Source organism: Kineothrix alysoides (assembly GCF_000732725.1).
Taxonomy (GTDB): domain Bacteria; phylum Bacillota; class Clostridia; order Lachnospirales; family Lachnospiraceae; genus Kineothrix; species Kineothrix alysoides.
The window spans coordinates 868,973-892,348 of record NZ_JPNB01000002.1 but is presented as its reverse complement, the minus strand read 5'-3'; the positions used below and the strand labels follow the sequence as shown (position 1 = coordinate 892,348).

18 protein-coding genes are annotated in these 23,376 nt (G+C 44.7%); 13 read left to right on the top strand and 5 right to left on the bottom strand.

The genetic code is table 11. From position 1 onward, the window contains the following. The first annotated feature begins 41 nt into the window (after positions 1–41). The 7 genes from CC90_RS0115000 to ilvD all read left to right on the top strand — a co-directional run bounded on the left by CC90_RS0115000 (position 42) and on the right by ilvD (position 10,564). Positions 42–1,361 (top strand): ABC transporter substrate-binding protein, encoded by a 1,320-nt coding sequence (locus tag CC90_RS0115000; RefSeq protein WP_031391571.1) that lies wholly within the window; start codon positions 42–44, stop codon positions 1,359–1,361. Between the two features lie 179 nt (positions 1,362–1,540). Then, positions 1,541–2,440 carry a carbohydrate ABC transporter permease gene (locus CC90_RS0114995; protein WP_031391570.1) on the top strand — a complete coding sequence of 300 codons (900 nt, stop codon included), beginning with the start codon at positions 1,541–1,543 and terminating at the stop codon, positions 2,438–2,440. Positions 2,441–2,474: 34 nt separating this feature from the next. Then, positions 2,475–3,311, top strand: a complete 837-nt coding sequence (locus CC90_RS0114990) for a carbohydrate ABC transporter permease (RefSeq protein WP_031391569.1) — start codon at positions 2,475–2,477, stop codon at positions 3,309–3,311. A gap of 57 nt (positions 3,312–3,368) precedes the next feature. Further along, positions 3,369–5,354, top strand: coding sequence for a glycoside hydrolase family 31 protein (locus CC90_RS0114985; protein ID WP_031391568.1), 1,986 nt, complete (start codon positions 3,369–3,371; stop codon positions 5,352–5,354). 59 nt (positions 5,355–5,413) lie between these two features. Continuing rightward, the gene (locus CC90_RS0114980) at positions 5,414–6,433 is read left to right on the top strand and encodes a zinc-dependent alcohol dehydrogenase family protein (protein WP_330373238.1); all 1,020 of its coding nucleotides are present in this window, start codon (positions 5,414–5,416) and stop codon (positions 6,431–6,433) included. 77 nt (positions 6,434–6,510) lie between these two features. After that, complete coding sequence (yicI, locus tag CC90_RS0114975; protein ID WP_051869636.1) at positions 6,511–8,805, top strand: alpha-xylosidase; 2,295 nt, start codon at positions 6,511–6,513, stop codon at positions 8,803–8,805. A 37-nt stretch (positions 8,806–8,842) separates the two neighbouring features. Beyond that, the gene (gene ilvD, locus CC90_RS0114970) at positions 8,843–10,564 is read left to right on the top strand and encodes a dihydroxy-acid dehydratase (protein WP_031391565.1); all 1,722 of its coding nucleotides are present in this window, start codon (positions 8,843–8,845) and stop codon (positions 10,562–10,564) included. A 152-nt stretch (positions 10,565–10,716) separates the two neighbouring features. On the opposite strand, the gene CC90_RS0114965 is transcribed toward ilvD, so the two are convergent. Together CC90_RS0114965 and CC90_RS0114960 are read right to left on the bottom strand one after the other, a co-directional pair. Beyond that, positions 10,717–11,739: a DUF4179 domain-containing protein gene (locus CC90_RS0114965; protein WP_031391564.1), complete on the bottom strand. Its 1,023-nt coding sequence runs from the start codon at positions 11,737–11,739 to the stop codon at positions 10,717–10,719. After that, the gene (locus CC90_RS0114960; RefSeq protein WP_031391563.1) at positions 11,736–12,209 is read right to left on the bottom strand and encodes an RNA polymerase sigma factor; all 474 of its coding nucleotides are present in this window, start codon (positions 12,207–12,209) and stop codon (positions 11,736–11,738) included. The genes CC90_RS0114965 and CC90_RS0114960 overlap by 4 nt, the downstream gene beginning before the upstream one ends. A 295-nt stretch (positions 12,210–12,504) precedes the next feature. Here CC90_RS0114960 and CC90_RS0114955 point away from each other — a divergent pair, with 295 nt between their 5' ends. The 4 genes from CC90_RS0114955 (at position 12,505) to CC90_RS0114940 (ending at position 17,107) form a co-directional block, all read left to right on the top strand. Next, positions 12,505–13,533, top strand: coding sequence for a DUF2804 domain-containing protein (locus CC90_RS0114955; protein ID WP_031391562.1), 1,029 nt, complete (start codon positions 12,505–12,507; stop codon positions 13,531–13,533). 60 nt (positions 13,534–13,593) lie between these two features. After that, positions 13,594–14,970, top strand: a complete 1,377-nt coding sequence (locus tag CC90_RS0114950) for an aldehyde dehydrogenase (RefSeq protein ID WP_031391561.1) — start codon at positions 13,594–13,596, stop codon at positions 14,968–14,970. A 77-nt stretch (positions 14,971–15,047) separates the two neighbouring features. Continuing rightward, the gene (locus tag CC90_RS0114945) at positions 15,048–16,835 is read left to right on the top strand and encodes a methyl-accepting chemotaxis protein (protein ID WP_031391560.1); all 1,788 of its coding nucleotides are present in this window, start codon (positions 15,048–15,050) and stop codon (positions 16,833–16,835) included. A gap of 11 nt (positions 16,836–16,846) precedes the next feature. Next, positions 16,847–17,107 carry a hypothetical protein gene (locus CC90_RS0114940; protein WP_031391559.1) on the top strand — a complete coding sequence of 87 codons (261 nt, stop codon included), beginning with the start codon at positions 16,847–16,849 and terminating at the stop codon, positions 17,105–17,107. An 89-nt stretch (positions 17,108–17,196) separates the two neighbouring features. Here CC90_RS0114940 and CC90_RS0114935 read toward each other — a convergent pair whose 3' ends face one another. Continuing rightward, on the bottom strand, positions 17,197–19,305 hold the full coding sequence (locus tag CC90_RS0114935; protein ID WP_031391558.1) for a methyl-accepting chemotaxis protein: 2,109 nt from the start codon (positions 19,303–19,305) through the stop codon (positions 17,197–17,199). Positions 19,306–19,595: 290 nt separating this feature from the next. Between CC90_RS0114935 and CC90_RS0114925 the strand changes: the two genes are divergently transcribed. Next, positions 19,596–20,084, top strand: a complete 489-nt coding sequence (locus CC90_RS0114925) for a spore maturation protein (RefSeq protein WP_242843317.1) — start codon at positions 19,596–19,598, stop codon at positions 20,082–20,084. A gap of 212 nt (positions 20,085–20,296) precedes the next feature. Here the strand turns inward: CC90_RS0114925 and CC90_RS0114920 are convergent, their stop codons facing one another. After that, on the bottom strand, positions 20,297–20,962 hold the full coding sequence (locus tag CC90_RS0114920) for a nitroreductase family protein (protein WP_031391555.1): 666 nt from the start codon (positions 20,960–20,962) through the stop codon (positions 20,297–20,299). A gap of 29 nt (positions 20,963–20,991) precedes the next feature. Beyond that, entirely contained in the window at positions 20,992–21,138 is a 147-nt protein-coding gene (locus CC90_RS24240) for a hypothetical protein (protein ID WP_157837555.1), read from the bottom strand. 351 nt (positions 21,139–21,489) lie between these two features. Here CC90_RS24240 and CC90_RS0114905 point away from each other — a divergent pair, with 351 nt between their 5' ends. Beyond that, on the top strand, positions 21,490–23,289 hold the full coding sequence (locus tag CC90_RS0114905; protein ID WP_031391554.1) for an ABC-ATPase domain-containing protein: 1,800 nt from the start codon (positions 21,490–21,492) through the stop codon (positions 23,287–23,289). Positions 23,290–23,376 lie beyond the last annotated feature (87 nt).

Here is a 23,376-nt window from a genome sequence, read left to right as displayed (position 1 = left end):
CGATTATACTAAAATTATAAAGAAACGAAGGAGGGTAACAAATGAAAAAGAGTATAGCACTATTAACAGCGCTGGCAATGGTCGCAGGAACGCTTATGGCATGCGGAAGCAGCACAGCTTCGACTTCCGGAGAGAAGGCAACAGAGGCAGCAGGCAATACGGCGGCGGAAAACGAAAATGCCGCAAGTACCGACTCCGGTTCCGGCACGACATCCGCAGACGGAAGGACAGAGATTACTTTCTGGCACTATATGTCGGAAGACAAAGAAGGAAAATATGTGAACCAGGCAGTGGAAGAATTCAACAATGCACAGGATGAAATTTATGTAACAGCTCAATATTTACCGAGAGATGAGCTCATGAAGCAATATACGATCGGTGTTGTATCAGGAGAGTTACCCGATTGCGGCATGGTGGATAATCCGGATCATAACTCTTATGCGTCCATGGGTGTTTTCGAAGATATCACAGATCTTTACAATTCATGGGAAGATGCAAGTTTTATGGAGGGTTCTATTAACTCCTGCTATTATGAAGGTAAATTATACGGACTTCCGTGGGGAAATAACTGCCTGGGCCTTTTCTACAACAAGGAAATGCTGGATGCGGCAGGGATAGCGGTACCTACCACATGGTCTGAGCTGGAAGCAGCTTGTGAAAAGCTGACAACGGATACATGCAAAGGATTGGCTATTTCCGCAATCGGCAATGAAGAAGGCACTTTCCAGTATATGCCCTGGTTATTATCTTCAGGAGGAAGTGTAACCGATTTAACTTCCGAAGGCTCTAAAGAATCTATGTCATATTTATATGGCTTAATTGAAAAAGGTTATATCAGCAGAGAGTGCGTAAACTGGACACAGGCAGATGCTGAAAAACAATTTGCAGCTGGACAGGCGGCCATGATGATCAACGGCCCTTGGCAGTTCTCGGGACTTGCAGACGATGCTCCGGACCTTGCTTACGGCGTTGCAAAAGTTCCGAAGGCGGATAACGGAGAATATGCTTCCGTACTCGGAGGTGAGAATGTTGCTATCTGTACCGGCGCTAATGTAGAAGCATCATGGAAATTCTTAACCTGGATTACAAGTAAAGAAAAGTCACAGGATATTTGCAAATCCATCGGACGTTTTTCTCCGAGAGCCGATGTAAATGTTCAGGAAATGTTTGCGGACGATCCTCTCAGTTCCGTATTTGCGGAAGTAATGCCGAGTGCACAATCCAGAGGCCCTTCACCTGATTGGCCGGAAATCTCCGCAGCAATTTACACCGCACAGCAGGAAGTATTTACAGGACAAAAAGATGTGGATACCGCAATGACGGATGCTCAGGCGAAGATAGACGCTATAGGTTCAAAATAAAAGATAAATGAGTGAAGGAACGCTCGAATGAGTAAAGAACACTCGAATGAGTAAAGAAGCACTCGAATGAGTAAAGAGCACTCATAGAAAAGTCCCATCGCATGTACAATATTAAATTGTGATGTGATGGGGCTTTTTGTACCAAAAATTAGAACACCCATAGGAAAGGAAGGTTGGATATGCAGTCAAATAAGCGGGAGAAAAGAGAACAGATACTCGGATATTTTTTTATTGTACCGGCGGTTATTTATATGCTGACATTTATAGGATACCCGATTGCATATAACTGGATGATCAGTTTTCAGGACGTGACTGCAAAAACATTGGGCAGCGCAGCAAGAGACTTTGTAGGATTTGATAATTATAAATTAATTTTTATGGATTTAACCTTTAGAAAAGCGTTATTACACACATTTGTTTATACGGTAGGATGCCTGATAATTCAATTTTCGCTGGGATTTTTATTTGCGATGTTCTTTGCGAAGAAATTTACACTTTCCAAAGCAATCAGAGGATTTATTGTTATCAGTTGGATGCTTCCGGTTACAGTAACCGCACTTGTATTTAAGTTTATGTTTGCAGAAAGTAATGGTATCATCAACGCAATTTTGATGAATTTACATATAATCGAGCAGCCGATTGGATGGCTTCTGCAAGGAAATACGGCAATGCTCGGACTCATTATCGCTAATTCATGGGTAGGAATCCCTTTCAATATGCTGCTGCTTACTACGGGACTGAATAACATTCCGGGAGACATATACGAAGCAGCTTCCATCGACGGAGCGAGCGGAACACAGAAGTTTTTTAAAATTACGATTCCTCTTCTGAAACCGACAATTATGTCCGTATTGGTACTTGGCTTTGTTCTTACCTTCAAAGTATTTGATTTGGTATACGTAATGACAGGAGGAGGACCGGTAGATGCGACGGAAGTGTTATCGACGTATTCTTATAAGCTGTCTTTCCAACTGTTCCATTTCGGCGAAGGAGCAGCAGCTGCCAATGTATTGTTTGTCTGCTTGTTCCTGGTAGCGTTAGTTTACTTAAAAACAATTTCAAAGGATGAAGTGATATAAGCGAAGCACAGGAAGAAAGGAGCACATCTATCATATGAAAAATATACATCTTACTTATAGACATAAAAATATTTTACTCAGTGCGGCAGCCGTAATCATCGCTTGTATTTTCCTATTTCCGCTATACTGGATTGTTGTTAATTCCTTTAAGCTGGACAGCGAAATTTTTGCCAAGACGCCGACGTTGTGGCCTGAGAATTTTACTTTAAAGGCATATAAGGATCAATTGGGGAGCTTGTCTGTCACAATGAAGAATTCAGTAATCATAGCAGTCGGTTCGATGCTCTTGTCCTTATGCCTGTCGGTGCCGGCGGCATATGGCCTGGCAAGATACAAAGTGAGAGGAATGAAATTATTCGTATTGATTTTCCTCATTACGCAGATGCTTCCGGCCTCTCTTGTGCTGACACCGTTGTTTTTGATTTTTTCGAAACTGGGAATATTGAATTCCTATTGGGCGCCTATTTTGTCCACAGCCACCATATCCATACCGTTTATTGTCCTGATGCTCCGCCCGGGCTTTCTCAGTATGCCGAAAGAACTGGAAGACGCCGCGAAGATAGACGGCTGTAATGCGCTTACGTCCTTTTTCCGCATTGCGATTCCTATTTCAAAGCCTACGGTAATTACCGCGGCATGTTTCAGCTTCGTATTTGCATGGAATGATCTGGCATACTCCATGACCTTTAACACAAAAGAAGTGATGCGTCCTATGACATCGGCCATCTATACATTTATGAATCAATACGGTACAAAGTGGAACAGCATTATGGCATACGGAGTCTTATTGATTCTTCCGAGCTGCATCATCTTTGTCACCATGCAGAAACATATCGTGGAAGGTATGACGAGCGGTTCCGTAAAGGGATAGCAGATATCGGGTTTATTAAATACTCACAATGAAATAGTCGAAAGGAGATTTTATAAAATGAATGTATTCAGACAGGAAGAAAACTGCCTAAAATTTCATTATGATGCGGAAGAACTTTGGATTCAGCCATGGGGGGCCAACAGCTTCCGTGTCCGTGCTTCTAAAATGGCTCAGATGCCTGGTGAGGACTGGGTGCTTGAGACAGAGCCGGAAAAGACAGTATCTGAAATAAAAATAGAAAAGGATTATGCGACGATTAAAAACGGTAAGATAGAGGCCAGGATTTCCCATTATGGAAAGCTCACATTTTATAACCAGAAAGGTGAAGTGCTCTTAGATGAATATTTGAGGAACAGGCTGGATGTATTTGCAGATTACTGCAGCGCACTTGAAGTTGAAGCCAGAGAATTCAAGCCGATTCCGGGAGGGGATTATCATCTGTCCATGCGCTTCGTTTCCAATCCTGAGGAAAAAATATATGGAATGGGACAGTATCAGCAGCCTTACCTGAATCTGAAGGGCGCGGATCTCGAACTGGCGCAGAGAAATTCACAGGCCAGCGTACCGTTTGCAATTTCCTCTCTGGGATACGGGTTTCTTTGGAATAATCCTGCGGTTGGAAGAACTATATTCGGCAAGAATATTACAACTTGGGAAGCATATTCCACAAAAGCACTGGATTATTGGATTACGGCGGAGGACACCCCTGCCAAAATAGAAGAGGCATATGCCAAGGTCGCGGGTACGGTGCCTATGATGCCGGATTATGCTATGGGATTCTGGCAGTGTAAGCTTCGTTATCAGACGCAGGAGGAACTTTTGGAGGTTGCAAGGGAATACAAAAGAAGGGAACTTCCTATCTCTGTCATAGTTATTGATTATTTCCACTGGCCGCTGCAGGGCGACTGGAGGTTTGATCCTAAGTATTGGCCGGATCCGGATGCCATGATTAAAGAATTGAAAGATATGGGCATCGAGTTGATGGTTTCCATATGGCCGACTGTGGATTACCGCAGTGAGAATTTTAACGAGATGAAGAAGAAGGGATATCTGATTCGTACCGACAGAGGCTTTCGCATGGTTATGGATTTTCAGGGAAATACGGTTCACTTCGATGCGACTAATCCTGAGGCTAGGAAATACGTATGGCAGAAAGCGAAGAAGAATTATTACGATAAAGGCATAAAAGTGTTCTGGCTGGATGAAGCAGAGCCGGAATACAGCATTTATGATTTCGATAACTATCGTTACCATATGGGACCCAACGTGCAAATAGGAAATATTTATCCTGCCATGTATGCAAAAACCTTTTTCGACGGCATGAAGGAGCAGGGACAGGAGAATATTATCAACCTGCTCCGCTGTGCATGGGCAGGCTCCCAGAAATACGGAGCGCTCGTATGGTCGGGGGATATTCATTCCAGCTTTGGAAGCCTGCGCAATCAGCTGGCGGCAGGGCTGAATATGGGAATTGCAGGAATTCCATGGTGGACCACCGATATCGGAGGATTCCACGGAGGAGACCCCAAAGACCCTGCGTTTCAGGAGCTCTTGATAAGATGGTTTGAATATGGAACGTTCTGTCCGGTTATGCGTTTGCACGGCTATAGGGAGCCGTTGAAAGAGCCCATGGGAACAGAGGGAGGGGCGGCATGCGTTTCCGGTGCGGATAATGAGGTGTGGTCGTTCGGAGACGAAGCCTATGAGATTTGTAAAACATATTTACAGCTCCGGGAAAATATGAAGCCTTATATTACACAATTGATGGAAGAGGCTCATGAAAAAGGAACGCCGGTTATGAGACCGTTATTCTATGATTTCTCTGAAGATGCAAAAGCATGGGAAATTGAAGATGAATATATGTTTGGCCCGGATTATCTTGTTGCGCCAATCCTGTATGCGGATATGAGAAAAAGAGAGGTCTATCTGCCAAGCGGCAGCAAATGGAAAAATTATTGGACTGAAGAAATCTTTGATGGCGGAAGGGTTATCGAAGTGGATGCTCCTCTTGCGCAGCTTCCGGTATTTACAAGGTGTGATTAAGTTAAGAAACAATTTTAACTGTTGATTTTGAGTCCGCCAATGCGGACATGAGGTATAAAATGATGAAAGCTGCTGTGTTTTACGGTAAGAAAGATTTAAGGATAGAAGAAGTGAAAAAACCTGTGCCCGGATATGGTGAGATACTCATCAAGGTGCATGCCTGCGGGGTATGCGGAACGGATGTACATATTTACGAAGGAGACGAAGGTGCCGCGAAAAGCCCCGCGGGAACTGTTTTGGGACATGAGTTCGCAGGTGAAGTGACAGAAATAGGAAAAGGCGTAAAGCGGATAAGGGTTGGAGACAGAGTCTGTGTGGACCCCAATAAGCTATGCGGTAAATGTGAATATTGCAGAAATGGCATTGGCCATTTCTGTGAAAACATGATTGGTATCGGGACGACGGTAAACGGGGGCTTTGCAGAATATTGTGCGGTACCTGAGGAACAGGCATATCTTATTTCCGAGGCGCTTACCTTTGAAGAAGCTGCGATGGCGGAGCCGGTAGCGTGCTGTCTGCATGGAATCGATATGTGTGAGATACACCCCGGGGATACGGTGGCGGTATTCGGCATGGGAATGATCGGGCTTCTTATGCTGCAGCTTGCGCGCATCAGCGGAGCGGCGAAAATTATTGCCATAGAGCCCGTGGAGATCAAGCGGGGGCAGGCGGTAAGATTAGGGGCGGACCTTGTGATAGACCCGGTAAAGCAGGACATAAAGCAAGTGCTGTCAGAGAATCATATTACCCGCATTCATACAGTGATTGAATGCGTCGGAAGGATTGACAGCATGAAACAGGCGTTGGAAATTGCGGGAAAGAAATCGGTAGTCATGCTGTTTGGACTTACAAGGCCGGAGGAAGAGCTTGCAATCAAGCCCTTTGAGCTTTTTAAAAAGGAGATTACATTAAAAGCATCCTTCATTAATCCTTATACGCAGCAGCGTGCTATTTCCTTGATAGAATCGGAAAAAATTGATGTCAGATCCATGATTTATAAAAGGATGTCTATGGAAGAACTGAGTAAGGTATTGGAAGATGGAGCTATGCGCAGTCAGGGCAAGATCATTATAGGCTGATAAGAAGGTCACAGAAGCTTCAATAAAAACTTTATATATGGGAAATTGAGTATAAAACACTCATTAGGAGATGAATTATGAAATTTACAAATGGGTATTGGCGTATCAGGGAGGAAATAGAACCGGTTTATGCTGTTGAATATTACGACTGCGAAGTAAAAGACAATAAACTGACTGTGTATGCGGCAACCAAGCATATGGTGGATCGCGGAGATACGCTGAATCAGCCGATGCTTACGGTAACCTTTTCCAGTCCCATGGAAGATGTGATCAAAGTTTCTGCGGTACACTTCAAAGGTGCCTTAAATAAAGGCCCTAACTACGAAGTAAATGAGCAAAGCGGCGATTTTATTTCCATTTCGGAAGAGGAAGAAAAAATTATATATACCTCGGGAAAAACCAGTGCGGTCATTTATAAAGCGGCAAATGCCTGGAAGGTGGAATTCAAAGATGGAAACAGACTTCTCACCGAAAGCAGTTACCGTAACCTTGCTTACATGAAGAATAAAGAAACAAAGCAAAACTATATGGCGGAGCAGCTCCTTTTGGACGTGGGTGAATATGTATACGGCATGGGAGAGCGTTATACGCCTTTTATAAAAAATGGACAGGTTGTGGAAATCTGGAATGAGGACGGAGGAACAGCTTCTGAACAGACATACAAAAATATTCCCTTTTATGTTACCAATAAAGGTTATGGAGTATTCGTAGCACATGCCGGAGATGTTCATTTTGAAGTAGGCAGTGAAAAGGTAGAAAGAGTACAGTTCAGTGTGCGGACCGAACAGATGGAATATTATATTTTAAACGGCCATACGCCGAAAGGAACGGTACAGTTATATACGCAGCTCATGGGAAAGCCGGCGCTTCCGCCTTCTTGGTCTTTTGGGCTGTGGCTGACTACATCCTTTACGACAAACTATGACGAGAAGACGACATCAAGCTTTATTCAGGGCATGGCCGATAGAGATATTCCTCTGCATACTTTTCACTTTGACTGCTTTTGGATGAAGGGTTATGAATGGTGTAATTTTGAATGGGACAAGGACACTTTCCCGGATCCGGAAGGAATGCTGAGACGTTATAAAGAAAGAGGACTTCATATCTGCGTATGGATTAACAGCTATATTGGGCAGAAATCGACGTTATTTGACGAGGGGATGGAGCATGGATACTTCGTTAAGAATGTTGACGGATCGGTATGGCAGTGCGACAGATGGCAGGCAGGAATGGCTCTGGTGGACTTTACGAACCCGCAGGCCTGCAAGTGGTATGAGGATAAACTGGAAAGACTTATCGATATGGGGGTAGATTGCTTCAAGACAGACTTCGGAGAAAGAATCCCGGTGACCGGAGTTCAGTATTACGACGGCTCAGATACGGTGAAAATGCACAATTATTATAGCTACCTTTATAATAAGGTGGTCTTTGAACTGTTGGAAAGAAAGCTCGGAAAGGACAAGGCACTTGTGTTTGCAAGATCTACGGCAGCAGGCGGGCAGAAATATCCCGTCCACTGGGGCGGTGACTGTACGGCTACTTATCCGTCCATGGCGGAAGATCTTAGAGGCGGGCTGTCCTTAGCTCTTGGAGGCTATGGCTTCTGGAGCCATGACATAGGAGGCTTTGAACAAACCGCTTCAGCCGATGTGTATAAACGTTGGTGCGCATTCGGACTGTTAAGTTCACACAGCAGGCTGCATGGCTCTACTTCCTATCGTGTGCCATGGCTGTTCGATGAGGAAGCATGTGATATCTTAAGAAAGTTTGTGAAGCTAAAATGTTCCCTCATGCCTTATATCTATGCACAAGCAGTAAAAGCACATAAAGAAGGAATTCCGATGATGCGTCCCATGTTCCTGGAATTTCCGGAAGATTTGACGTGCGAGACCTTAGACAAGCAGTATATGTTGGGAGATTCCTTGCTGGTAGCACCTGTTTTCAAGGAAACAGGAGAAGTTTCCTATTATCTGCCGGAAGGGAAATGGACCAATTATCTTACCGGAGATGTGAAAGAAGGAGGTAAGTGGTATAAGGAAGTTTTTGACTATTTCCACCTTCCGTTAATGGTTAGGGAAAATACTGTTCTGGCAGTAGGAAGTAATGATGAAAGGCCGGATTATGATTATACAGAGGGTACCACATTAAAGCTGTTCCAGATTCAGGACGGGGCGCAGGTTTATACAACGGTACCGGATATTGCCGGCAAGGAAGCAATGAAGGTTTCTGTTTCGGCGAAAAAAGAAAAAATCTCCTTGAGTGTTCTTTATTCATTGCAATCCGAGGGCGATAAGCATTTCTTTGTGGAAGCGGTAGGACATCCGGAAGCAGAAGTGACGATAACAGAAAACCGAGCGGAGATCGTGCTATAATAATATAAAAAAAGCATATAAGGAAGGCGGCTCACCTATGGAATACGAAAGTCAGAAAATTAGAAAAACAGCTCCAGAAATGGATCCGCTTAGAATGGGAATGGGATGGACGGCAGAGGACTTGGAAAAGCCCCAGATTTTGATAGAAAGCACCTTCGGAGACAGTCATCCCGGCAGCGCCCATTTGCTCGCGCTCGTGGAGGAAGCGAGAAGGGGTGCGAATGAGACCGGAGGAAAGGCAGCGAGGTATTTCGCTACCGATATCTGTGACGGTATGGCGCAGGGACATGACGGTATGAATTATTCCCTGCCTTCCAGAGATGTTATCGCTAATTTGATCGAAGTCCATGCAAAGGCTACAGTATTCGACGCAGGCGTATTCATTGCAAGCTGTGATAAGGCGGTGCCTGCACACCTTATGGCGATAGGAAGAATAAACATACCCGCCATTGTGGTCACCGGAGGGGTCATGGATGCAGGGCCGGACCTTCTTACATTGGAACAGATCGGCGCCTACAGCGCCATGTATAAAAGAGGAGAAATATCCGAGGAGGAGCTTACTTACTATAAACGGCATGCTTGCCCTTCCTGCGGAGCTTGTTCCTTCATGGGAACGGCCTCTACTATGCAGGTCATGGCGGAAGCATTAGGTCTTATGATTCCGGGAAGTGCGCTCATGCCTGCAACCGATGCAGAACTTAAGAAAATGGCCTATAAAGCGGGAATTCAGGCGGTAGAGATAGCGAAAAAAGGAAGAAAGGCTTCGGATATCGTGACGATGAAGTCCTTTGAAAACGCGATAATGGTTCATGCCGCAATATCGGGCTCCAGCAATTCGCTGCTGCATATTCCGGCTATCGCTCATGAATTTGGCTATGAAATAGATGCGGACCTATTCGACAGATTGCACCGGGGAGCACACTATTTGTTAGATATCCGACCCTCAGGGCAATGGCCGGCTCAGTATTTCTATTATGCCGGAGGCGTGCCGAGGATAATGGAGGAGATTAAGGGCAGACTTCATTTGGATGTGATGACGGTAACAGGGAAAACTTTGGGAGAAAATCTGGAGGAGCTAAAGCAGAACGGCTTCTATGACAAATGTGAGGAGCATCTTCACAAAGTGGGAAGAAAGAGGACGGATATCATAAGAGAATTCTCCTCACCCATAGGAACGGACGGCACCATAGCAGTCTTAAGGGGAAATCTTGCTCCTGACGGCGCGGTAGTAAAGCATTCCGCAGTGCCTGAGGAAATGTTTCATGCGGTGCTTCGGGCAAGACCCTTCGATAGTGAAGAAGAAGCTATAGAAGCTGTGCTCGCCCGCAGGATAGTACCGGGAGATGCTGTAATTATCCGCTACGAAGGACCGAAAGGCAGCGGCATGCCGGAGATGTTCTACACGACGGAAGCGATAGCCTCTGATGAGAAACTGGGAAAGACTATCGCTCTGATTACAGACGGAAGATTTTCCGGTGCCTCCAAGGGACCTGCAATCGGACACGTTTCCCCTGAGGCCGCACAGGGAGGCCCTATTGCATTGGTGGAGGAGAACGACGTCATACTGGTTGATATTCCGGGCAGAAAGCTGGAGATAATAGGAATAGACGGAGTGGAGATGCAGGAAGAGGAAATAAAGGAGGTTCTCGAGAACAGGAGAAAGTCTTGGAAGCAGAAGGCGAAGAAGGCGGATTCCAAAGTACTTGAGTTATTTAAAGAAAAAGCTGTATCCCCTATGAAAGGCGGATACATGGAATAATATAAGGTTAAGCAATTCGGCAAGGGATTGCTTAACCTTTTTTATATTTGACCAAACGATAAGTCGCGGTCTGTGCGGAACAAAAGCTGTGCTACCAAAGTATTTGGCCGCGGCGGTGTGCGAGGCACACTTTTGCGATGTGGAAAATGCTACTATTTTATAGGTATTGTTTCGGTAGAGTCCCCCAGAATAATTGCCTGTATCTGACTCATATCCAAGACATCCCCGAACTTTCCTACAGCAGTATATTCCCCGCTTTCCTCCTGAAAGCCTTCACTCATTAAAAGGACCTCCTGCGGCAGGACGGTGCCGTCCGTATATTGTATACCCGTTATAATAAGAGGGTAGGTAATATCCAGCTCATTGAAGTTAATGCCGTTAGCTTTCTGCAATGCCTGCACATCATCTCCATCGCAGTAAATGGAATAGGAAAGCGGAGATAATCGGAGGCTGCGAACTTTTACATTACAGTCAGCCAGCGTTATCGTGCGGTTTATGTCGTAGGAAACGGAGTCGTTGGCAGATAAATCGATGGAGAAGTTCCATTCTCCCTTTGCCAGCTCTTTTGCGGTTCCTGCTTTTTCTCCATATTCCTGAAGGGCTGAAAAATTGCAGGATAAGCTGGCGCCATTAAAGTCATAATCCGTATTTTTCTGTATCCATATTTCATACTCTCTGCTTCCGCTCGTTTCAGGCTGCTGAAATGAGTCTGTAAAACTTGAGGAAATGCTCGCATAGGCATCCATTCCGTTAGAAAAGTTCAGTTCATAGTCCATAGCACTGTTTGCTGTAATATCTCCCTGCTCGGCGGTAATCCGGAATAAAATATAAATCAGGTTTTCATCCTGAATGGTCTGTTCCAAGGTGATCGTTATCCCGCTGTCCGAGACGGATTGTACACTCTGGTCGGAATACCCGCTTTCCGATAAGCTTTGCTGGAGGTTCTCATCTGCCCCAAATCTTTCTATTGCCCGCTGGTTCCATTTTAAAGCGGCGAATACCGTTAAAGAACTGAAGAGCATGACGGCGGCTGCAACAAATATTATATATTTTTTTCTGGACAATCTGCAGATTCTTTTTTCCTGCGGAAGGGAGTCCAGAGCCTTGCATATCTTGTTGTGAAACTGTGCGGGCACTTCCGGCAGTACGTTTTCCCAATCATATATTTTACTCATAATATTTCCTCGCTTTCTAATAAGTCCTTAAGCATTCTGCGTCCCTTTGAAAGCCTGCTTTTGACAGTGCCGGAGGGTATCTTTAAGGTTCCGGCAATTTCCTCCACGGAATAGCCTTCAATGTAATACAAAACAATAGGAAGCTTATGCTTCTCATCCAACTTCCGAATCGCATCGTAAAGCTCGGTATAATGCTTCTCCTCGGCAGGTTCCTGCGACATATAATCGTCGTAAGATACCTCCTGTTTTTTTGTACGCAAAAACTGATAACATTCATTGATTAAAATCCGGGTCAGCCATGTCTTGAAAAATTTCACCTCCCTCAAGGAATCGCGTTTCAGGTAAGCCTTTAAAATTGCTTCCTGAACGACATCCTCACAATCTGATTCATGGAAGAGCAATACCTTCGATACATGGTATAAGCTTTGCTCCGCTTCCAGTACCCTCTTAGAAAATTCTATCTTATCCATTCTTATAACCCAGCTCCTTTCAAAGTCCGGAGACTTAGACCCGCCCCTCCAAAGGAGGAGGCCCAGGGCGGGTCCAAGGCTTATAGCCTCGTGTCTTTCATTTCCGATAAAAGTTGCAACTCCTTATCTTTACATCTCTTTGATGATATTTACTCCTATACGGTTCATTATATATATATATTGTTTAACAATTTTGAGATTTGCGCAATGTTTTAGTTATTTTTATTCATTTTGTAATATTATATCTATGTGTTTAACATGGAAACTGGTATAATAATACAAAAGGGGGGATATTATGAAAACCAGAAACCATGAAATAACAACGGCTCAGAAGCTGCTCGGTGCTGATGGCTCCATCGCGGAAAGAGGCTGGTCCAGAAGGCTGTTCCAGGATTATCGCCGCGAGGATATTAAGGCTCCTAAATTCCGTATAAAAGAATGGGATTATTATCTGGTAATGAATGAAGACTATGGTGCTGCCTTTACCATATCCGATGACGGTTATATCGGTTTGCAGTCCGTCTCCTTGCTTGACTTTAAGAAGAAATGGGAGCATACGGAGACCATTTTAAACCTTCTGCCTATGGGTAGGCTGCATATGCCGTCAAGCTCCTGTGAAGGGGACGTCAGATATGAGGACAAACGCCTTAAGATGTCATTTTGCTTGGAAGAGGAAAAGAGAATCATAGACTGCCTCTTCCATAATTTTCATGAAGGCAGAGATTTCACGTGTCATATTGAATTGGAGCAGCCGGACATGGATACGATAACAATAGCGACTCCGTGGAAGGAAAAGAAGAACGCCTTCTATTATAATCAGAAAATCAATTGCATGCGTGCCAGAGGCTGGATGGAACTTGAAGGTGTAAGATACGAATTCTATCCGGATACTGACTTTGGTACGCTGGATTGGGGACGAGGTGTGTGGACTTATAATAATGTGTGGTTTTGGGGAAGCGGGAACTGCGATTTGGATGGGCATGCCTTCGGCTTTAATATAGGCTACGGCTTCGGAGATACCGGTTCAGCCTCTGAAAACGTTATATTTTATGATTATAGAGCCCACAAGCTGGAGGATGTTACTTTTCATATTCCGCAGGACGATTATCTGAAGCCATGGAAATTCACCTCAAGTGACGGTAGGTTCGAGATGGATTTCGTACCGGTCATCGATAGGGCGGCGAAGCTGAATGCACTTGTTATCGCCTCCGATCAGCATCAGGTATTCGGGCGAATGACGGGGAGAGCAGTGTTGGATGATGGAACCGTGCTTACTGTGAAGAATATGATGTGCTTTGCGGAAAAGGTTCATAACAGATATTAAGCAATTATATGCTGATATATTTCGAGGCGGAGCAAGGCTGAAAGGAGCATAGTCATAAACATGGACAGAGATATTACTAAGATAATGAAAATGCAGAGAACGTTTTACGAAACCGGAGTGACGAAGCAGTACAAGTTTCGTATGAGAGCACTTGAAAGGCTTGAGAAAGCGCTTGAAGAATATGAAGAGGAGTTGAAGCTGGCGCTGAAGGCCGACTTGAACAAATCCTCTTCTGAAAGCTACATGGCAGAAATTGGATTGACCAAATCCGAGCTTTCCTATGTGAAAAAGCATCTGCGCCTGTGGATGGAACCCAAGAAGGTTCCGACCCCTATTGCGCAGTTTCCGGCGGATAGCTTCATCCTTCCGGAGCCTTACGGCGTGGTGCTCATTATGGCACCATGGAACTATCCCGTGCTTCTTTGCCTGGAGCCTCTTATCGATGCGATAGCAGCGGGGAACTGTGCGGTGTTAAAGCCCTCGGCTTATGCTCCGGCGGTTTCGGCTGCCTTGAAAAAGATGCTGAAGGGTATATATCCGGATAAATTTGTAGCTGTAGTGGAAGGAGGGAGGGAAGAAAACGCGGAGCTTTTAGAGCAGCGGTTCGATTATATTTTCTTTACCGGAGGAGTAGCGGTTGGAAGGACAGTTTTAGAGAAAGCGGCGAAGTATTTGACTCCGGTTACTTTGGAACTGGGAGGAAAAAGCCCATGTATCGTAGATAAGACGGCGAATGTGGAAATGGCGGCAAAAAGAATCGCCTTCGGTAAAATTCTGAATGCAGGACAGACTTGTGTGGCTCCTGATTACCTTTTGGTTCATAAAGATATAAAGGAAGAGCTGTTAAAAGGCATCTGTGCTGAATGGGAGAAGATGCTTGGAGAAAAGCCCCTCGAAAATCCCAATTATCCGAAGATAATTAATCAGAAGCATTTCGAGCGTCTTCTGCATCTGACGGAGGGAGAAAAAATAATAACCGGCGGGATATATAAAACGCAGACAAGGCAAATTGCCCCGACTATATTGGACGGGGTAACGCCGGACAGTGTTGTCATGAAAGAAGAAATTTTCGGCCCGATACTGCCGGTACTCGCATTTGAAACGAAGGATGAAATAAAGGACATTGTGTTATCCTTCGAGAAGCCTTTGGCATTTTACCTATTTACTGAGGATAAGGACATGGTGCAATGGGCGCTTGGGACGTTTTCCTTTGGAGGCGGATGTATCAACGATACGATGGTTCACCTGGCATCCTCTCATCTTCCCTTCGGTGGGGTGGGATTCAGCGGTATGGGAAGCTATCATGGAAAGGTGGGATTTGAAACCTTCAGCCATAGAAAAAGTGTACTGAAAAGCGGTTATCATCCGGATGTGCCGCTTCGTTACCATCCGTATTCCGATGTGAAGGATAAAGCGATACGGCTGTTTTTAAAGTGAGAGTGTAATACGATAATGAAAGTGTGACGATAATAATATTATAGAAAATACATGAGGGATAAAGGAGAGGTATACATATGAAGTTAAGGAATTTTAAAGTGAGAACGAAAATGCTCGCGTTGGGACTTATGGTAGTTATTGCTATGACGGGCATATGTTTCGGCTTTCTTAGCAGCATAAGCAAAATAAGCAAGGAATCCTTAGATCAGATGGAAGAAGTCATGGTGACGGATTATGACAGTAAGATCAAAGAGCAGGTAGAAAACGCCATATCCATGCTGGAAGCGGTCTATGCTAAGTATGAGGCCGGTGAATATACGTTAGATGAAGCAAAGACTCTGGGCGCAGACCTTCTCAGAGAAATACGCTATGGAGAAAGCGGATATTTCTGGGCGGATACCTATGAAGGCGACAATGTCGTACTGTTAGGCAATGAGACCGAAGGAAAGAACCGAATGGAAGCTACGGATGCAAACGGTTTCCAGATGGTAAAAGAAATCATCCGTGTGGGGCAGGAACCGGAAGGTGGATATACCGATTATTATTTCCCGAGAGAGGGAGGAACGGAAGCATTTCCGAAACGCTCTTACAGTAAAGCTTTCGAACCCTTTGGCTGGGTAATCGGAACGGGAAATTATATCGATGAAATAAATGCGGCGCTGGAAACGACACAGCAGGAGCAGATGGCTTTCGCTACGGAAAGCCTTGCAACGCTGTTTTCCATCACTGCTGTAATTCTTATTATTGTAGCCTTATTTACCTTTATCATAGCATTGGAAATCATTAAAGCACTGAAAACAGCTCTGGCCTATAACGAGGTCTTGGGAGATGGAGACTTTACCGTCGCACTGCCGGATAGCTTCCTTTCGAGGAAGGATGATTTCGGCCTTCTGTCAAGGGTTATGGATAGGATGAAGAACAACCTGAAAGAGTTAATCGTTGAGATCCACGGAGATATCCATGTAATCAAGGAAATGACTGCCAATGTCAACGACAAGGTATTGGAGGTAAATCAGGAGATGGAGACAGTATCCGCCACGACTCAGGAACTGGCGGCGAGCATGGAAGAGACTGCGGCCTCGGCACAGGAGATTTCCGCAATGTCGCAGGAAATAGAAGCCTCTGCGAAAAATATTGCAGGAAGGTCGGAGGATGGCGCGCAAAGGGTAGCTGATATCCGTATGAGAGCCGAGAATGCTATGAAGGATACAAAGCAGGACCACGAGGCGGCAAGAAAAATGAACAATCAAATGAAAGAGGAGCTTGGACAAGCGCTGGAGAATATAAAAGTGGTGGAGGAAATAAGCGTTCTAAGCGATTCCATCATGGGAATTACTTCGCAGACGAATATGCTCGCCCTGAACGCGTCGATAGAAGCTGCGAGGGCAGGAGAAGCAGGAAAAGGATTTGCTGTGGTTGCAGATCAGATCAGAGTACTGGCAGAGCAGTCCAGACAAGCGGTGGCCAATATACAGTCGATAACCGGACAGGTAAGGGAAGCGGTTTCGGACCTTTCGCTATATGCGAAGCAATTACTGGATTTTGTATCTACGGATGTTTCGAAGAGCTACAACAGTTTCGAGGAAACGGCGCAGGCATACGAAGACGACGCTAAGTTCGTGGACGGCCTGGTAACTGAATTCAGTAAGGAAGCGTTACATTTATTGGATTCTATTACCGGTATTATGGAAGCTATTGAAGAGGTAGGCAACGCATCAGGTGAAGGAGCCGAAGGAACTACAGATATTGCCGGAAGAGTCAGTTCAGTGGTAATACAGACTGAGCAGATGACGAAAGCGGTGCAGGAGGCTAATGACAGGGTACAAAAAGTAAACGGTGAAATCAGAAAATTCAAGACAGAGTAAGAGGGTGAAGTATGGGAAGAGATGAAGAACTCCGAATGACATATTCAGGATTGCTTATGAAGGATGGCGAGAAGATGGTACGCGTCAGTTTTGAGCGCGGTAAGGGTACCTATGCGGAAGGTATCGTACCAAGAGGGGTGATCGAAAAATCTTCCGGCTTTACAAAAGAAGAAGTTGACATGCTTACCGTCTACTTGAAGGATAATGCTACGGATATTATCAATAGGGCAAAGGGTGTCAATTTCCTGAACGATTGGATGGGTAAAAAGTAACCGCAGAGCTTTGTAAAGGTATTATAAATTAACAAAAAAACTCCAAATCCTGTATTGCAGGCATTTGGAGTTTCTTTCGTCTATTCCGTCTACTTTAAATTTTTATTGACATAATCACGGATACTCATGTTATCCTCCGGCATACGGCAGCCTATGGTGTATTTGCCGTCCTGCTCGGAAACACGAAGAACATGGCCGGTTAGTTCACGTCCATCCTGTAACGGGAAATCAGGAGCGGATACGGCAACTTTCAGTCCCTTGATGTGAGCGGCCTCACGGTCTTCTGTGAAGAAGGCAAAGCCTCCGGCACTAATATTTATAAGGTGTCCGGAAAAGCTCCGGGCTGCACTTGCGGACTTTATGGTGCACTTGTTATTGACGGGCAGACGTGGATACTTTCGGCGGTTTACGATATCGGGATTGGAACTGATAGTAAGGATAAAGCAATTGGTATCCCTTCCCTTTGCGTGAGCGAGTTTTACTCCATTCCAATTATACAGAATACCGTTCACCACTATTTTCAAGTGATAATTATGAGCCTTGGATTTGCCGGAAATAATTTCCTGATTATTTATGTGCAGAGACACTACCAGTTCATTCTCGTGCTGTTCCAACACTTCGCCTTTATATTCATAAGAAGTGCTGTTTTCCGCAGAATCGGACAAAACAATCTTCATTCCGGCCTTGATATCCTTAAGTCCCATGAAGCCTCCGGTGCCCAGCTTCTCCATCAGGTCGCCCACAACTTTTTCAATGATTTCCACGTTGTTGGATGTTTCTTCGTACTTGTTTAACATGGCACGGGTAGTGGTATCTGCATTCGTTATGCTCTGAATCATAAGCTCCATAACGTCACAGATTTGCTGCATGTTATCCACCATGCTGCTATTGGAGCCCTCCACTTCTTTTATCGCGGAGTCGATCATCTGAATATTGTCGCCAAGCTGCATGGAATCGGAAGTAATACTGGATACACTCTGGTTAACATGCTCCATCTTGTCCTGTGTCGCATTGATCAGCTCAAGAGTTCTGGTGATGGACCATGTCATCTTGTCGGAAGTTTCCTCCAAATGTCCTAATGCGGACAGAATGCGGCTGGAAGAATTCTGTGTACCCATACTTAAATTTCTGATTTCATCCGCCACCACTGCAAACCCTTTTCCGGCCTCTCCGGCTCTGGCAGCTTCAATGGAAGCGTTTAAAGCGAGCAGATTGGTCTGGGAAGTGATGGTCTCAATAGTACCGGTCTCCTCTTTTACCATGTTAAATTCTTTTTTGAACTCTTCCAATACGCCTTCTATCTCTTTGGAAAGATCCGCCATGATATTGGTGGATTGCACCACGCCATTGAGTTCTTCGGAACTGGTGTTAGAGTGGCCGATGGACTCTTTCATCAGAAGAACCATCTGCTCGATCATTCCGGCTACGTTTTGTACCTGAGTATTAATATGTGAGGTCATATCCATGGAGGACATGGTCTTTTCATAAAGGGTGTTGTTATTGTGCGACAATTCGGTCATGCTATCGACAACGGAAACAGCACCCTGATAATTTTCATCGGTTAATTCCCGTACTACGGTAACTCCGTCCACTACGGCGTTGCTCGCACCCTTTACCTGTTCTACTGTGGTGGTTACGCGTTCCAGATTGCCCTTAACAGAATCCATCAAGGCACCGTCGGATTGAGTCATATGATTGATTGCCAGGACATAACCGAGATAACAAAGCAGGATACAGGCGAGCTGTATTTCATAGGAGGTGAGGTCGCTGGGGGAAGTCATGCCCGACAAGTAGTTCTTGACAATAACGATTATCATGACGATGACATTATAAAAGCCACAGCGCATCATAAAGTTTCTGTCCTTAAACAATATCAGCATACTTGTGAGGGGTAATATAAATACGAAGGAAATAATAGAGGTAGTGGTTAAAAGCACAAAAAGATAGAAAAAGCCATAACCAAAGGCCACTATATGCTTATAAGCAGAGGTTTCCATGCCTTTCAGCTTAAGTATAAGCAGCCCGAATAAAAAAGTGGACCAACCGATTGCCAGAAATGTCAGGTAATATTGTACGGTGCGAAGTCCCTTTATAACTTCGCCGGCGTAAGCCGCGGTGAGTACAAGACATAAAATCATCCAGATAATCATCGCTTGAAAATTCGCCTTTTTCTTGAACACTGATGCATCATATTCCATCAGAGTCACCATCCTTTCTCTTTTGTATTATTAAAAATATAAGTATTATCACTATACCATAAATATTTGTTTTACTCCATATCTTTCCGGCACTTAAATGATTTAAAATAAAGGGTCCAGGACACCGGATGGAAAGGAAATAAACAGGCCATAGCAGAAGGTGTACGGGAGTCATAGGAAGGCGATTTACTGAATAGAATGATTTAACAAAGTTAACTTCGTTAACGAGGTAAAATGGGGAATAGGCCATCTTAAACGCATTATCCAATATTTCAAATATCATTATTCCGGTGGTAATATTTTATATCGTTGCCTATGGTATCATAAATAAGCAGAACGTTTATGAGGAATTTATCAAGGGAGCAAAGGACGGCTTTCATACGGTAATAGACATCATGCCTACCCTGGTGGGTTTAATGGTGGCAGTGGGAGTTCTGCGCGCCTCCGGGTTTCTTAGTTTTATCGGAAGGCTTTTTAAGGGAGTGACGGACATGATCGGATTCCCCTCGGAGCTCGTTCCGCTGATTTTTATCAAGATGTTCTCTTCGTCGGCAGCTACCGGCTTGGTGCTGGATATTTTCAAGACTTACGGACCCGACTCCTACATCGGCATGATAACGTCTATTATGATGAGCTGCACGGAGACCATTTTCTACACGATGTCGGTGTATTATATGGCAGCGAAGGTAACAAAGACGAGATATACCCTCTCCGGTGCGCTTATCAGTACATTAGTGGGAGTAATTCTCAGCGTTATACTGGCGGGGATAATGAAATGAATGTATACGGGGGATTTGGGAGGATGGCAAAGAACTTCTTGAAAAAATAACTTTCTTTACCTATGGAAAAGAAATGAAAATGAGAGTATAAAGAGGAAATAAAAAGTAGATTTCAAATGCTGCACATGCAAACAGAAGGTGCAGCATTTGAATTTTATTTGAATTATTTTCTTCATACAGACCCAAGTAATACTATCTTACGAAGTTTTCGTTTATTCCCAACTAAAGTTTTCGGTTCCGGCACCGATTTCAAAGTGCTTTTTTACTATCCCCAAATCGACCTTGGAATAAAAGCCGCCGGTAGATTTGGCGGATACCCGGTTTTCTGAAAATGTAATCAGAAATTTTTGCTGATTGGTAGCAGTGGGAGCTAAAATCGCGGCATCCATACCTTTTTTAAACCAACCGGGCATTTCGCCCTCTGCTTTACATAGCTCGAGTAAGGACTTGCTTTTGTGAGGAACGCCTTGGGTCCTGCCATATCCGAGGGACAGAACGCAGACGAGCTTTTCTCCCTTATTTATTTCACAGCGGCTTTTTCCCTTGCTGAAGGTCAAGGCTACCCAGCAGGTATTCAGGCCGAGCTGCTGCGCCTTTAAGGCCAGTGCTTCGCCATAATATCCGATTTTTTCTTCTAATTCGGGACCCTTTTTTCCTATGAGAGCGATGTAGTTTTTCACATTGTTAAATTTGCCGTAGTGGGCCATAATACCGCCGAAAGCTTCCGGCTCGTCGGTAACCAATTGTATGTGCAGTTTGCCCTCGTCATTGCAGAGGTTAATTTCCTTCTGAAGCTCTGAAACAATATCCTTATCAATTTTTTTGTCGGTATAGTCGCGTACCGAATGACGGTTTTCTATTGCCTGCATAAAATCCATAATATTAATCCTGCCTTTCTTATTCCCTATTAATTATATTCCATGTCATCGTATTCATTGCTGCATGACGGAGAGCCGTCATAAATTACCTTCTTCGTTATCCCGTAAACCCCGTTGATCAGTTCCGTAAACCTTCTCCGCTCGATATCATTTGCATCCATATAGCAGAGATTCATGGTATTTATCCGGCGTATGGAAATGATCTTTGAGTCTTTTAGTATTTTCAGAGATGTGCCACCGCAAGGGGAAAAGAAGGGTAGTTTTATTTTTGGTTTATTTGTTTGAACCATTATACCATAAAGAATTGAGATTTGTTCAATGGGAAAGAAAAACGAGACAAAACGTAATTTTTACTCCTGATTCGGGATATTTTGTACTAGACGCCCTGGGGTCTGAGAATTTACGGTTTTCATTTACGCCAAAAAGTTATATGATAAGTTATGAATAAAGCTTTGATTCCATAATCGGATTAAAAGTAAATGAAATTAAAATATAAGAAATAATATAAACTAGAAGAGGTACAAAAAATGAAGGCATCGGCAGACCTGCAGAATATTCTTAAAGCGATCGACAGAAAAGGCTATCCGGCCTATAAGGACACGCGGGGGAGTTATTCCTTTGGCCAATACGAGCTGTCCATAGACCATGTACAGGGTGACCCTTTCGCATCCCCCTCCAAGGTGAGCATACACGTAGAGGGCAAGGCGGCAGGCTTCCCGAAGGAATGCTATGAGAGGAAGGAACGCAGGATTGCCATGCAGGACTATCTGCTTCGTCTGTTTGGCAGTGAGGCGGATAAATATAATTTTAAAGCGAAGGGCTCCGGTAAAAGCGGCCTTTTGTCGGTAAGCCGCTGCGGGCAGGAGGTGCTTGAGAGAACAGCATGTGTCATCGTGCCTGAAAGCGGGGCTATTGTCTTGCGTCTGGAAATTGGCTTTCCTGCCAACGGCAGAACGATTTGTGCGCCGGAGCTGGAAAAGATATTATTTGACTTCCTCCCCAGATGTATACAAGGGGTTCTGTTTTATTCTATGTTAAATAAAGAGGAAGTGAAACATACCCTTTTTCTTGCGGATGACAGATACTACATCAGAGAGCATTTGGCAGAAATGGGGCTCGCTGCGTTCGTCGCCAACGGCTCCGTACTTCCAAGGGAGTCCGGCATTTCGGACAGGCCCATGAAAAACAGTGTGCTTTTCGCTTCTCCCAAGTCCATGGAAGTGACAATGAAGCTTCCTCATAAGGGTGAAATATCCGGTATGGGAATCAAAAAAGGCATAACCCTCATCGTAGGAGGCGGCTATCATGGAAAGTCCACCCTTTTAAAGGCCCTGGAACTCGGGGTGTACGATCATATCGCAGGAGACGGCAGGGAATATGTCATTACAGAGTCCGATGCGGTAAAAATACGTGCGGAGGATGGGCGCAGCGTGACGGGAGATGATATTTCACTATTCGTAAATAATCTTCCCGGCGGAAAGGATACCAAACGTTTTCATACGGAAGATGCCAGTGGAAGCACCTCTCAGGCGGCGAACGTGGTGGAAGCTATAGAAAGCGGTTCTACACTTTTACTGATAGATGAGGATACTTGTGCGACGAACTTCATGGTAAGGGACGAACTGATGCAGCGCGTCGTCCACAGAGACAAGGAGCCCATTACCCCTTTTATAGAGAGGGCAAGGTTTTTGTATGAAGAGAACGGCATATCCTGCATCATTGTGGCGGGGAGCTCGGGTTCCTATTTCAACATTGCGGACTGCATTATCCAGATGGACCACTACAGGCCGGAAGAAATTACGGACTTCGCAAAGGAAGAGGCGAAAGCTTTCCCTGCGGTATCTCTTCCCGGGGACATCCCGGCCATGCCGGACTATGAGAGAATCCCCGTCCGCGCTGTCAAGGCGATAGAGGAGCGCAAAGGAAACAATTATTATGCACAGAAGTATGGTCGCGGAGGAAAGAATAGAAACGGGGAAAACGCTGAAGGCAATGTAAGAGAGCCAGAGCACACAAAAATAAAAGGAATGGGAAAAGAAAGTGTCGTTCTGGGAAAAGAAACGATTCATCTCCACTATGTAGAGCAGCTCGTCGATGCAGAACAAGCCATGGCGTTAGGCTATATACTCGCCTATGCGGAGCATAATATGTTCAATGGACAAGAGAATCTCAGGGAGATAGTAAATAAACTAATGGAACTGGTGGAGAAAAAAGGCCTTGCTGCTGTAGTGCAAGGAAGTTACCTGCCGTCAGGACTGGCACTTCCCAGAAAGCAGGAGGTATTCGCCTGCTTTAACCGTTATAGAAGCCTGAAAATAGGAAAATAACTGCGCATCATTCGCCCGAAGGGCAGCACAAATGTTTATACCATAAGAAGGAACACCTTCACGCATTAAAGCGGCAAGGTCCCTCCT

Bases quoted from the DNA above. Each gene is read 5' to 3' on its own strand.
- yicI (WP_051869636.1), top strand. From the start codon at position 6,511: ATGAAATTTACAAATGGGTATTGGCGTATCAGGGAGGAAATAGAACCG.
- CC90_RS0114980 (WP_330373238.1), top strand. From the start codon at position 5,414: ATGATGAAAGCTGCTGTGTTTTACGGTAAGAAAGATTTAAGGATAGAA.
- CC90_RS0114995 (WP_031391570.1), top strand. From the start codon at position 1,541: ATGCAGTCAAATAAGCGGGAGAAAAGAGAACAGATACTCGGATATTTT.
- CC90_RS24240 (WP_157837555.1), bottom strand. From the start codon at position 21,138: ATGAATCTCTGCTATATGGATGCAAATGATATCGAGCGGAGAAGGTTT.
- CC90_RS0114935 (WP_031391558.1), bottom strand. From the start codon at position 19,305: ATGGAATATGATGCATCAGTGTTCAAGAAAAAGGCGAATTTTCAAGCG.
- CC90_RS0114905 (WP_031391554.1), top strand. From the start codon at position 21,490: ATGAAGGCATCGGCAGACCTGCAGAATATTCTTAAAGCGATCGACAGA.
- CC90_RS0114920 (WP_031391555.1), bottom strand. From the start codon at position 20,962: ATGGATTTTATGCAGGCAATAGAAAACCGTCATTCGGTACGCGACTAT.
- CC90_RS0114940 (WP_031391559.1), top strand. From the start codon at position 16,847: ATGGGAAGAGATGAAGAACTCCGAATGACATATTCAGGATTGCTTATG.
- CC90_RS0114985 (WP_031391568.1), top strand. From the start codon at position 3,369: ATGAATGTATTCAGACAGGAAGAAAACTGCCTAAAATTTCATTATGAT.
- CC90_RS0114960 (WP_031391563.1), bottom strand. From the start codon at position 12,209: ATGGATAAGATAGAATTTTCTAAGAGGGTACTGGAAGCGGAGCAAAGC.
- CC90_RS0114955 (WP_031391562.1), top strand. From the start codon at position 12,505: ATGAAAACCAGAAACCATGAAATAACAACGGCTCAGAAGCTGCTCGGT.
- CC90_RS0114965 (WP_031391564.1), bottom strand. From the start codon at position 11,739: ATGAGTAAAATATATGATTGGGAAAACGTACTGCCGGAAGTGCCCGCA.
- CC90_RS0114950 (WP_031391561.1), top strand. From the start codon at position 13,594: ATGGACAGAGATATTACTAAGATAATGAAAATGCAGAGAACGTTTTAC.
- CC90_RS0115000 (WP_031391571.1), top strand. From the start codon at position 42: ATGAAAAAGAGTATAGCACTATTAACAGCGCTGGCAATGGTCGCAGGA.
- CC90_RS0114990 (WP_031391569.1), top strand. From the start codon at position 2,475: ATGAAAAATATACATCTTACTTATAGACATAAAAATATTTTACTCAGT.
- ilvD (WP_031391565.1), top strand. From the start codon at position 8,843: ATGGAATACGAAAGTCAGAAAATTAGAAAAACAGCTCCAGAAATGGAT.
- CC90_RS0114945 (WP_031391560.1), top strand. From the start codon at position 15,048: ATGAAGTTAAGGAATTTTAAAGTGAGAACGAAAATGCTCGCGTTGGGA.